At 69.4% G+C, this 12,466-nt stretch carries 5 protein-coding genes; 4 read left to right on the top strand and 1 reads right to left on the bottom strand.

What is annotated here, in order from left to right; all coding sequences use genetic code 11:
* Nucleotides 1-100 precede the first annotated feature (100 nt).
* Both ABZX96_RS27680 and ABZX96_RS27675 read left to right on the top strand, forming a co-directional pair.
* The gene (locus ABZX96_RS27680; protein WP_355549646.1) at nucleotides 101-910 is read left to right on the top strand and encodes an ABC transporter ATP-binding protein; all 810 of its coding nucleotides are present in this window, start codon (nucleotides 101-103) and stop codon (nucleotides 908-910) included.
* An 87-nt stretch (nucleotides 911-997) separates the two neighbouring features.
* Nucleotides 998-1,255: a hypothetical protein gene (locus tag ABZX96_RS27675; RefSeq protein WP_355549613.1), complete on the top strand. Its 258-nt coding sequence runs from the start codon at nucleotides 998-1,000 to the stop codon at nucleotides 1,253-1,255.
* 234 nt (nucleotides 1,256-1,489) lie between these two features.
* On the opposite strand, the gene ABZX96_RS27670 is transcribed toward ABZX96_RS27675, so the two are convergent.
* The gene (locus ABZX96_RS27670; protein WP_355549612.1) at nucleotides 1,490-4,414 is read right to left on the bottom strand and encodes a VCBS repeat-containing protein; all 2,925 of its coding nucleotides are present in this window, start codon (nucleotides 4,412-4,414) and stop codon (nucleotides 1,490-1,492) included.
* A 303-nt stretch (nucleotides 4,415-4,717) separates the two neighbouring features.
* Here ABZX96_RS27670 and ABZX96_RS27665 point away from each other — a divergent pair, with 303 nt between their 5' ends.
* Entirely contained in the window at nucleotides 4,718-11,803 is a 7,086-nt protein-coding gene (locus ABZX96_RS27665; protein WP_355549610.1) for an RHS repeat-associated core domain-containing protein, read from the top strand.
* Nucleotides 11,797-12,369, top strand: coding sequence for a hypothetical protein (locus ABZX96_RS27660; RefSeq protein WP_355549608.1), 573 nt, complete (start codon nucleotides 11,797-11,799; stop codon nucleotides 12,367-12,369). Before ABZX96_RS27665 ends, ABZX96_RS27660 begins: the two co-directional genes overlap by 7 nt.
* Nucleotides 12,370-12,466 lie beyond the last annotated feature (97 nt).

Raw genomic sequence — 12,466 nt, 5'->3', positions numbered from 1 at the left:
CGAGGCCGGTTCGCACTCCGGTGCGCGATCCACCGCCCTCGGAACAGGACTGCCCTCAGCCCCCGATACCGGACTGCCCACCGCCTCTCACGCCCCCGGACTGCGCGCCGCCTCCTCCGACGCCCCCGGACTGCGCGCCGACCGCGTCACCCGGGAGGCGGGCGGGCGGCTGATCCTGGACGGGGTGAGCCTGACGCCGCCGCCCGGCGCCACCGTCGGGCTCCTAGGCCCGAACGGCTCGGGCAAATCCACGCTGCTGCGCCTGCTCGCGGGCGTGCTCGCCCCGGCCTCGGGCGCGGTGACGCTCGACGGCACTCCGCTGCACCGGGTGCGCCGCCGGACGGTGGCCCGCCGGATCGCGGTCGTCGAACAGCACGCCGTCACCCAGGTCGAGCTCTCCGTCCGCGACGTGGTCCGCCTCGGCCGCATCCCCCACCGGCGCGCCTGGGCCCCCGCCACACCGCAGGACGACGAGGCCGTGGCGGACGCGCTGGAGCGGACCAACCTGACCGCGCTCGCCGACCGCTCCTGGCACACCCTGTCCGGCGGCGAACGCCAACGCGTCCAGATCGCCCGCGCCCTGGCCCAGCAACCGGACGAGCTGCTGCTCGACGAACCCACCAACCACCTCGACGTCCAGCACCAACTCGACCTGCTCGCCCTGGTGGCCGCACTGCCCGTGACCACCGTCGTGGCCCTGCACGACCTCAACCTCGCGGCCATGTTCTGCGACCGGCTCGTCGTCCTCCACGCCGGCCGAGTGGTGGCCGCCGGAACCCCGGCCGAGGTCATCACCGAGGACCTGCTCGCGGAGGTCTACGGGGTACGCGCGGTCGTCACCCGGGACGGCGAGGGGCCGGAGGGGCGGCCTTTCGTGCGGTTTCTGCGGCCGGGGGTGTTCGGGGGGTGAACGGCGCTGTCGTGGTCCGGAGGAGCCACCGCCAGCTCCCTGACAACGCTCTGAATCACAGGGCGAGCTGAAGGTGAGGTGGACGGCATGGATCAAGTCGTGAGCGCATTGAAAGCGGCTCGTGCCGAAGGGAAAGGCGCGATGGAGCTCGCGTCGATTTCCAGGGAAGAGTTGGGTCCGGCGTTTGGCGCCATTTCCTTCATCGCCTCATTCCGTCTCGCTTTCGGCATTCCGTTGCCCGTTCTGCAGCGCGCGCACGCATGGCGGGGGTTCGGTTGGGGAGGCGTGCAGATATCCGACGAAGAGTTCGTCGCCATCCTTTCACCCTGGCTCATCGAACGGTGATTCATAGGATGTCGCCCGTTGGCTCGAAGAGCGGTGGCAGGACTTTTGTGGAGGCGCGCTCGGTTTGTCCCGAAGCCGTGATCACGTCGATAGCAGCGAGATCATTTCACCTGTGGCCGGCAGATGCGGACAGCCCGGAGCGTCGGCCGGACCTTCCATCCGGCCGGAAAGCCCCGCGAGGGACCGGCGCCCGTCCAGCGTGCGCGGGCGCCGGCCCCCCGGAGGGCGGATCGGTCAGGTGATGGCCTTGATCGAGGTGTTCCAGCCCCCGTTGCCGACCAGCACCGGGGTGCCGTTCACGGTGCCCTTGGTGGGGTAGTACAGCAGCATGCCGGTGTCCTCGTCGGTGGTGGCCCACAGGTCCGTGAGCTTGTCGCCGTTCGCGTCACCGGGCGCGGCCAGCAGTGGCCGCTTGGCCCGCCACCAGCCGCCGGAGCCGTAGACGGTGGTGGTGCCGTTCACCAGGCTCGCGGGGTCGGTGCCGCCCGTGACCGTGTCCGCCGCTCCGTGATGCAGCAGGACCTGGCCGGTCGTGTCGTCGCGGACGAGCAGGTCCGGCCGGCCGTCACCGGTCAGATCACCGGGGGCCACGAGATCGCGGCGGGCCCAGCCGGACTCCGCCAGCGGGTACGCGTCCTCGACGTAGCCCGCCGGGTGGCCTACCAGGAACCACAGACCGTCGCCGACACGGGCGAGCAGGTCCGGGTAGCCGTCGCCGGTGACGTCTCCCAGGGAGGTGAGCTGAGTGATCTTGGCCGGGTCCAGCTCGGGGACGAACTGCGTGAATTCCCGGGCGTTGTCGGTGTCGACGTCGCCGAATCCAGTATTGGCGTACACCCAGAGTTTGCCGTCGGCATGGCGGGCGACGAGGTCCTCGTAACCGTCGTTGGTGTAGTCGCCGCGGCGGGTGATCAGCGTGTTCTCGAATCCGGATTCGGCGGCGATCATGTGCATGCCGAAACTCCCGCCGTCGCCGTTGCCGGAGTACATGCGCAGTCTGTTGTCGACGTCCACCGCCCACAGGTCCGGTGTGCCGTCGCCGTTGAGGTCACCGGGTTCGTCCTTGACGCCGGCGCCGGAGGCGTAGAAGAGGTAGGCCACCGTGTCGGAGCGGTTGCCGGCGGCGTCCTCGCTGTAGACGTACAGCACGTGCGGACCGGCGTGCGTCGGGGTGAGCCTGACCTGCACGCTGCCGCCGGGGGCGGTGGGGCTGGCCTTGGTGGTCGGGTTCTTCTGGTTGAGCCCGTAGATGTACCGGACCACGTCCTTGGCGCCGTTGCTGGCGAGGGTGAAGGTGCCGGTGGTCCTGGCCGGGGCGCCGTGCGTGCCGTCGTCACCGTTGGGGAACTCCTGGGAGCTGACCGCGGGCGGGGTGCTCGGGCGGGTCGCGTCGATGGTGAACCGGCACGGTGGGTTGGGCGTCATGGCGGTGGTCGAGCGTCCGTCCTGGGCGGCGACCTGCCAGGAGTAGGAAGTGCCGTCCTTGAAGGTGCTCTTGGGCACGGTCACCTTGGCGATGCTGCCGCTGGTGACGTCCACCGTCCTGTCGAAGATGTTGCCGGCGGTGCTGCCGGTGGGCCACATCTGGAAGCGTGCCCTGAGCGTGCCGCCGTCCGGGTCGGAGATCTTCGCGTAGAGCTGGACATCGGTGTTGCCGATCTTCGGGTACGGCGTGGCCTGGCACGGTACGTGCGGGTTGCTGCCGTAGCCGGTGGGCTTGTCGGGGGCCCGGTTGTATTCGACGATCAGCTTCGGGTTGCTGTTGAACTTCTTCCAGGCGTACGGGTCCTTGCGGTCCTCGTACTCCTTGGGCACCCGCAGGCCGAGCGTCATGGTGGCCCACTTCTTCTTGGCCGCGTCCTTGGCCATCGAGGTCACGTCGAAGTCCACCCCGCGGTCCCCGCAGCCGTGATCGTCGTTGCCGTGGGCGAAGCGCAGCGTCTGGATGAGCCGGATCCAGTCGGGCTGCTGGCTCCACGTCGTGCGGGGGGAGATCACCCCGGTGTCCCACAGTTCGACGGGGTAGGCCGTGCAGGACCACGAGTGGACGTTGACGATGGTGAACTGGGCCGAGATCACGTCGACTCCGGCCAGGCCCTTGGAATCCATCTCGAAGAACGAGCGGGCCGTACCACCGCCGCTGCTCTCGTGGCCGATCCGGGCCTCGGTGGTGCCCTTGCCGTTCCAGCCCGCGCCGTTCCAGAAGGAGGTGGTGGGGGCGGGCTTGTAGGCGATGGTCCACGCCTGGCGCTTGCCGCCGAAGGTGGGGTCGATGTAGACGGGGTAGGTGGTGTCCTGCCCGTTGAGGACGTCCTGGTCGGGCGTCAGGGTCAGGATCCCGCCCGAGTAGTCCAGGTCGACGTCGGCCTGTTTCCCGCCAAGTTCGGAGGGGCCCGCGTCCGCGGACCCGGCTGGGGCGGTGGCACCGGCGCGGCGCGCGCCGAAGGTGCTCGGCGGGGTGGCGGCGGGTGCCGAGGAGTCCCACATGCGAGGGGTCGCGGAGGAGAACACCTCCTGGCCGGCGGGATTGACGGCGCGGACCGTACCGGATCCGGGGTCCTTCTGGACGGTCAGCCCGTTCTCCTTCAAGCCCAGGCTCAGCCGCTTCAGTTCGGGGTTCCGGGCGGCCTCCGCGCTCTTGACGACGAGGAGCTGGGACATGGCGTCCGTCTCGGCGCGCACCTTCAGGTCGACGCCCGGGAACACCTCCGCATAGGTGGCCTCGTTGCCGTCCAGGACCGGCGCCGGGAGCTTGTCGGGCCACTCCAGGGCCAGCGAGCGGCCCTGTTCGGACAAGGTGGCCAGGGCCTTGTCACCACCCGCCGAGAAAGCGACGTCCAGCGTCGTGGCCCTTGGCCTGATCTTGTCGCCGGCGCGCTCCAGCGTCGCGTCGACGGGCACCAGCTTCCCGTCCTTGCGGGCCCGTACGGGGCCGGCGTGCTGGGTGAGGGTGAAGGTGCCGGACGGGTTGGCGACCACCTCCTGGGTCTCCGTCCGCAGCGCGGTGACCTCCACCGGTTCGCCGCTGCGTCGCGCCAGGGCCAGCGCGCCCGCTTCGGTGGCGGGCGACGCGGCGGGGGGACGGGCGGCCTCGGACGCGGAGGAGGCGCCGACGGCTCCGGCCGCCGGGGCCAGGGACAGGGTGCCGGCGCCGACCACGAGCGCCAGGGCGCCGGCTCGGGCGCGTAAGGCTCTGCGGGGTCTGAGGCGACCACTCGTCGATATCACACTTTTCCCTTCTACGGGCAAGACTTTGACCTCGTAATCCGGACAAACGCTTTACCGCTTCTTTGAACACGGATGTGGCGCATGTGACACCAAAGCATCATCAAGGCGGGGTTGTCGAACAATGTTGCGAACGGATACAACGGCGTGAGCTTTACCTGACCTTTAGGAGTAGCCGTGTCCCTCTTACACGACTGGTGGTCTCCACGAAGACGGTGGAGACCGACCGTCTCAGTGGTGTTCCTCTCGCTGCTGATATCCCTGCTGAGCCCGGTCAGCCCGGCGGAGGCCGGCCGTCCGGGGGCCGATCTGCCGGCGCTCCAGCGGGACCGGCCGGTGGCGGGCCACGAATGGTCCGGCCGCAAGCGCGCCGACAAGAACGGCGCCGCCACCCCGTGGAAGGCCCCTGCCGCACGACTGCCGCACGGCCGCGCCGAGGTGGACCTCGCCCCCGCCACCAAGACATCCCTCGCCCCCCGCGGCGACGGCCGGCGCGTGGCCGGAAAGGCCGGGCAGGCCGGCGCCCTGCCGGTGCGGGTGACCCCCGTCGGGCAGCGCCGCGCGGCCTCCGCCGCGCCCGGCCTCGACACCGTCAAGGTCGAACTGCCGGACACCCGGACCACGTCCAGCCTCGGCGTGGACGGACCGGTCGTCAAACTCACGGCCACCGCCGCGCCCGCGTCCGACGACCGCGAGGACGACGCGCCCGGCGACACCGGCTCCGGCCGTGCGGTACGCCCCGGGAAGACGGACGGCGAGACCCCGCCGGACGGCACCGGCCCCCGCCCGCAGACCGCCGGCGCCACCGCCGCGCAGCGCGCACCGCCCCGGCAGCAGGTGGACGTCGAGCTCGACTACTCCTCGTACGCCCAGCACTACGGCGGCGACTGGGGCTCCCGGCTGCGGCTGGTGAAACTCCCCGACTGCGCCGCCACCACCCCCGGGCGTGGCGACTGCGCGACCCCCGAGCCGATCGACGGCGAGAACGACTCCGCCGCACAGCGGCTGACCGCCCGCGTCACCCTCTCCGCCAACCGCCCGCTGATGCTCGCGGCGGCGGCCGGGACGTCCGGCCCCACCGGCAGCTTCGGCGCCACCTCCCTGTCCCCGTCCGGCACCTGGGCCGCGGGCGGACAGTCCGGCGGCTTCTCCTGGACCCACCCCATCGACGTCCCCGAGGCGCAGGGCGGGCCCGAGCCGGAGATCGAGTTCGGCTACTCCTCCCAGGCCATCGACGGCCGTACCGCCTCCACCAACAACCAGTCCTCCTGGATCGGTGAGGGCTGGGACTACCACCCCGGCTTCGTCGAGCGCCGCTACAAGACCTGCTCCCAGGACATGCGGGAGGGCGCGAACAACAAGACCAAGACCGGCGACCTGTGCTGGTTCGCCGACAGCGTCACCCTGTCCCTGGACGGCTCCAGCAACGAACTCGTCCGGGACGACGAGACCGGGGAGTGGAAGCTCGCCGACGACGACGGCGCCCGCATCGAGCTCAAGAAGGGTGCCGCCAACGGCGACAACGACGGTGAGCACTGGGTGCTGACCACCACCGACGGCACGCAGTACTGGTTCGGCCTGAACCGCCTGCCCGGCTGGTCCGAGGGAAAGCCGGAGACGCACTCCACGCAGACCGTCCCGGTGTTCGGCAACCACGCCGGCGAACCGTGCCACACCGGCGCCTTCGACACCTCCGACTGCACCCAGGCCTACCGCTGGAACCTCGACTACGTGGTGGACCCGCACGGCGACGCCATGAGCCTGTGGTGGGCCAAGGACACCAATCACTACGGGCGGCTCGGCAAGGCGGACAAGCCGGTCCGCTACGACCGCGACGCCTACCTGACCCGCATCGACTACGGCCAGCGGAACGACTCCCTGTTCACCGCGAAGGCCGCCGCGCGAGTCAACTTCCAGGTGGCCGAACGCTGCCTGCCGGGCTCCGCGTTCGACTGCGCTTCGGGGAAGCTGACCAAGGAGAACGCCAAGTACTGGCCCGACGTCCCCTTCGACCTCAAGTGTGACGCGGGCGCCAAGTGCGCCAACAAGCTCTCCCCGAGCTTCTGGACGACCAAGCGCCTGACGAAGGTCACCACCGAGGCACTGGTCGGCGGCGCCTACACCAAGGCCGACACCTGGGACCTCGTCCAGAGCTTCCCGGCGACCGACGGCACCAGCCCCGCCCTGTGGCTGGCCTCCATCACCCGCACCGGGCACACCGGCGGCCAGGACACCACCCTGCCCCCGGTGACCTTCCGCGGCGAGATGATGCACAACCGCGTCGACGGCTTCGAAGGGCTGGAGCCGTTCGCCCGGTACCGCGTCCAGGCCGTGGACACCGAGCACGGCTCCACGGTCGGCGTGACCTACTCCTCCCAGGAGTGCTCGGCCATGCCGGGCAAGGTCAAGCTGCCCACGCCGCACGACAACGGCATGCGCTGCTACCCGGTCTTCTGGACGCCGGAGTGGGCCGACAAGCCGATCCAGGACTGGTTCCACAAGTACGTCGTCACCGAGGTCCGCGAAGAGGACAAGGTCACCGACGCCGCGCCGGTGGTCACCTCCTACCAGTACGTCGGTGCCCCGGCCTGGGCCTGGGACGAGAGCGAGCTGACCGAGGACAAGCACCGCACCTGGAACCAGTACCGCGGCTACGCCAAGGTCCGCACGCTCACCGGCCGCGGCGACGACGGCAAGCGCGCCATGACCGAGCACCTCTACTTCCGGGGCATGGACGGCGACCGGCTGCCGGACGGCAAGAAGCGCGAGGTGCAGGTCACCGACTCCGATGGCACCGCCATCCCGGACCTGCCCCAGTACGGCGGGCAGCAGCGGGAGTCGCTGACCTACCTGGACGAGGGCGGCCGGCTGGAGTCCGCCACCAAGTCGACCCCCACCTCCAAGGTCACCGCCACCCGCAGCCGCGCGGACGACAAGGACCCCACGCGCACGGCGCCCCCGCTGCACGCGTACATGGGCCAGCCGGCCGGCAGTGAGGAACGCACCCGCCAGGCCGACGGAAGCTGGCTGCGCACCAAGGAGACCATCACCTACGACGAGTACGGCCAGCCGGTCACCACCCACGACTTCGGCGATCTCGCGGACCCGGACGACGACGCCTGCACCACGGTGACGTACGCCCGCAACACCGACAAGTGGATCCTGGAGCTGGAGTCCCAGGAGCGGACCGTCACCGGTGCCTGCGGGGCGTCCGGCGGCCAGGTGGTTTCCGACACCCGCACCTACTACGACGGCGGGAAGCTCGGGGCCGCCCCGGTCAAGGGCGACATCACCTCCGTCGAGGAGATCACCGGCGACGGCAAGGGCTACCAGGTCACCGAGCGCACCGAGTACGACGTGCACGGCCGCCCGGTCACCAGCTGGGACACCAACGACGAGGCGACCCGTACGGAGTACACCCCGGCCACCGGCGCCATCCCCACCAAGACGGTGGTCACCAACCCGCTCGGGCACACCGAGACCACCCACGCCGACCCGGCGCGCGGCATGACCACTGCCGTCATAGACGCCAACGGCCGGCGCAACGACATGGTCTACGACGGCCTGGGCCGCCTGACCAAGGTCTGGGACGTCAACCGCGACAAGGCCAAGGGCCAGTCGCCCAGCGCCGAGTACGCGTACAAGATCACAAAAACCGCGCCCACCACGGTCCTCACCCGGTCCCTGAAGGAGGACGGCTCCTACTCCACCTCGGTCCAGATCTACGACGGGATGCTGAGGGAGCGGCAGAACCAGGACCCGGGCGTCGGCGGCGGGCGGCTGATCAGCGACACCTTCCACGACACCCACGGCCGGGTCGTCAAGACCAACGACGCCTACTTCGCCGAGGGCGACGTGGCGGAGACGCTGCTGATCGTCGGCGACAACAAGGTGCCGCACCAGACGGTGTCCACCCTCGACGGCCTGGGCCGCCCGGTGAAGGAGGTCACCCGGCGCTTCGGGGACGACCAGCAGGTCACCACGGCCGAGTACCGCGGCAACGAGTCCACGGTCTTCCCGCCGAAGGGCGCCACCGTCAAGACGACCTTCACCGACCCGGAAGGCCGTACGACCAAGCTCCGCGAATACCTCGACGCCGAGCGCACCAAGTACAACGACACCTCCTACGAGTACAACCGCAAGGGCCTGCTGTCGAAGGTCACCGACCCCGACAAGAACACCTGGACCTTCGAGTACGACGCCCGCGGCCGGATGGTCAAGAAGACCGACCCGGACGCCGGCACCAGCACCACGGCCTACGACCGGGACGACCGGCCCGTCACCGTCACCGACGCCCGCGGCAAGCGGGTGTCGACCACCTACGACGCCCTGGACCGGCCGACGTCCCTGCGTGAGGGCGGCCAGGACGGCCCCAAGCTGGCCGAGTGGACCTACGACACCCTGGTCAAGGGCCTGCCGTCCGCGTCGATCCGGTACGCCGGCGACGCGCAGTACCGCAACGAGGTCACCGGCTACAACCACGCCTACCAGCCCACCGGCACCCAGCTCGTCATCCCGTCCACCGAGGGCAAGCTCGCGGGCACCTACGCGTACGAGTACGGCTACAAGCCCAACACGGGCCTGCCGTTCTGGACGCTGATCCCGCAGACCGGCCCGATGGTCAAGGAACGGCTGGCCATCAGCTACAACAAGGAGGACCTGCCGACCGGCACCGGCGGACTGACGGACTACTCGTCCCACGTGGAGTACTCCGCCTCCGGTGAACTGCTGCGCAGCCAGTCCGGTGTGCAGGGCCGGAAGGTCTACTCGACGTCCTTCTACGACGAGCACACCCGCCGCCTGAGCCGCACCGTCCACGACCGCGACAGCAAGGACGCCAACGGCGGACGCATCGACGACATTTCCTACGGCTACGACCCGGCCGGCAACGTCACCCAGCTCGCCCGCACCCCGGGCGCGGCCATGCCGGACGCGGGCCAGGCCGACACCCAGTGCTTCGCCTACGACGCGCTGCGCCGGATGACCTCCGCCTGGACGGCCACCGACGACTGCGCGGCGGCACCGTCCAAGACGAACGTCGGCGGGCCGCAGGCCTACTGGCACAGCTACAGCTACGACGCGGTCGGCAACCGCACCCAGCTCGTCGAGCACGACACCACCGGCAACACTGCCAACGATGTCACCCGCACCTACCACTACCCCGGGCCGGGCAAGGACCGGCCGCGCGCCCTGTCCAAGGTCGAGTCCAAGGGCCCCGATGGCACCTCGGTCAGCACCTACGGTTACGACGACGCCGGCAACATGACCACCCGGCAGGTCGGCGGCACGGTGCAGACCCTCTCCTACGACGCCGAGGGCAACCTCGCCAAGATCACGGAGAACGGCAAGACCACCGAGAACCTCTACGACGCCGACGGAAACCGGCTCATCCACCGCGGTGCCGACGGCGCCACCACGCTCTACCTCGGCGAGACCGAGCTGACCGTGGACGCCAAGGGCAAGCTGTCCGCGACCCGGTACTACGAGCACCCCGACGGCGCCACCACGGTGCGCACCACCGAGGAAGGCGACGGCACCGACGGCAAGGGCCGGCTCACCCTGCTGCTCAACGACCACCACGGCAGCGCCTACACCTCGGTCGGCCTCGACCAGGAAGGGCTTCCGGTCGAACGCCGGCTGCTCACCCCCTTCGGCGAGGCACGGGGAACCCGGCCCACCTCCTGGCCCGGCAAGCGCGGATTCGTCGGCGGCCGGACCGACGAGGAGACGGGCCTCACCCAGCTCGGGGCGCGGGAGTACGACCCGACCACCGGACGCTTCATCACGGTGGACCCGGTCATCGACTTCGGCATCCCGCAGCAGATGAACCCGTACGCCTACGCCAACAACGCGCCTGCCACCGAGTCCGACCCGGACGGCAACTTCTTCCCGGTCTTCATCGCCATCGCCGCTCGCATCGCCCTCCAGGTGGCGGCCCGTGCGGCGGCCCGTGCCGCCGCCCGGCGCGCGGCGCAGGCAGCGGCGCGTGCGGCGGCCAAGCGGCTCGCCGAGCAGGAGGCCCGGCGCCGCGCCGCGGCCGAGCTCGCCAAGCGGGTGGCCGCCGAAGCGGCACGCAAGCGGGCCCAGCAGGAGGCCGCGGCCAGGGCGCGCGCCGCCGCGGTCCGCAAGCTCGCGGCCCGGGTCGCGAAGAAGGCCAAGCCGCGCGCCGCGTCCAAGGCGGCACCCAAGCGCGCGGCGAAGTACCGCTCCGCACCCAAGCAGCGGCCCAAGCCCCGCGCCAAGCCGCAGCCCCGTCCCAAGTCCCACCCCAAGCCCAAGCAGGCCAAGCCGCAGGGCTCCCGGCAGATCAAGAGGGAGATCAAGAAGGAGGTCAAGCAGGAGGTCAAGGAGCAGGCCAAGGAACAGGTCAAGGAGGCGGCCCAGCCCCAGCAGAACCAGAGCTGCGCCACCAACAGCTTCGTGCCCGGCACGAAGGTCCTGATGGCCGACGGCACCCGCAAGCCCATCGAGGACGTCAAGACGGGCGACAAGGTCCTGGCCACCGACCCGGAAACGGGCGAGACCAAGGCCGAACCGGTCGTCGCGACCATCATCGGCAAGGGCAGCAAGGACCTGGTGCGGCTGTCGGTGCGCACCTCGCCTGACGGCCCCGGTACAGCCTCCGTATCGGCCGAGGCCGGTGACTCCGGCAAGACCGTCGAGGTCACCCGGCCCGCGGACCCCGACGGCTCCGTCGGCAGCCTCATCGCCACCGACGGTCACCCCTTCTGGGTCCCCGAGCTGAAGAAGTGGATCGACGCCGGCGACCTGAAGCCCGGCCAGTGGCTCCGGACCAGCTCCGGTAGTTGGGTCCAGATCACCGCCGTCCAGGCATGGACGCAGGGCGCGACCGTACACAACCTGACGGTTCAGAGCGTTCATACGTACTATGCGGTGGCGGGGGCTGCGCCGGTTCTGGCGCACAACTGCAATCTCTCCGCGCGAGCGAGCGAGATTCACGCCGCTGAGCCGGACGAGTTTGTTCGCAAGAATGTGAGCACTGTGGCTGTTGTCCGGGCGGACACCCCTTACGGCCCGATCAACGTCGTTGCGGGATCTGGTGACGGCCTGACGCCCGCGCAGACATCCGCTATCGGCAAGGGTGAGATTCTTGCCGATAACATTCCGCGCACTCACGCAGAGCAGAACGCCCTGCTCTTTATCAACAAAATGGGGTGGACTCCCACTGCGGGAGGCGCCTCTCGCAATGTTTGTCTGGGTGTGTGCGCGCCACTCATCCGAGGCACCGGTGGTAAAATAATGGGCAAGGTGTATCCGGGGAACGGCAAAAAGACAACTCGCCAGAGGACGTTTGAGTGGTAGTCGACGAGATGGTTGCGGCGGTAGTCCGCAGGCAGTCCCAGGGGCAGGTTGCAACCTTCGTGGCGAGCTGCGCGGAGCGTATGGTGCAGATCTTCACAGGGTTGTGTGGTGGTGACCCTGCGCGGAGTAGAGACGTCGATTTCGTCGTCCACGTCGTGGGGGATCTCTGGGAATATGGAATTCCGGTTGATTCTTTCCGGAGTTACGTGGAGATCCTGGAAGGTTTCCAAGAACTTGAATCCTCTGGCGATGAGATCATCGAGGTGGCAGGGATCTACTCCTTCTACTCGATTCTTGTGCTGCGTTATGCGGCCCTCTATCGGTCCAGCACCGATGCCGAGAATGCGCTTAAATGTGCGCACGCATGCCTGACGGCGATGGGACAATTGGATCAGAACCGTCCAGGGGGTCAATTCTTCGTCCAGGAGGCTGAATCCCAGCGACGTGCGATTTCTGCACCCCCTCTAGGAGGTGTGAACTCGGGCCTTCTTTCGCAGCTCAGAGAACACGACCGTACTGCTGGTCAGGAGCGCCTGGCGGCGATTCAGGACCGATTGGCGGACTGAGCTGGTGAGGAATTCAGGAGTCCCACCGAGATGCGTCTAGGTGGGCCTCGTGGGGCGTTTGACGGCCGTAGTTGTTTGGTTGGTCAGGGTGCCAGAA

Source organism: Streptomyces sp. NPDC003077 (assembly GCF_040611095.1).
Taxonomy (GTDB): Bacteria; Actinomycetota; Actinomycetes; order Streptomycetales; family Streptomycetaceae; genus Streptomyces.
This window is presented reverse-complemented; position numbering and strand designations above follow the sequence as displayed.

Excerpts from the sequence above, each read along its gene's own strand:
- ABZX96_RS27675 (WP_355549613.1), top strand. The coding sequence starts at position 998 with ATGGATCAAGTCGTGAGCGCATTGAAAGCGGCTCGTGCCGAAGGGAAA.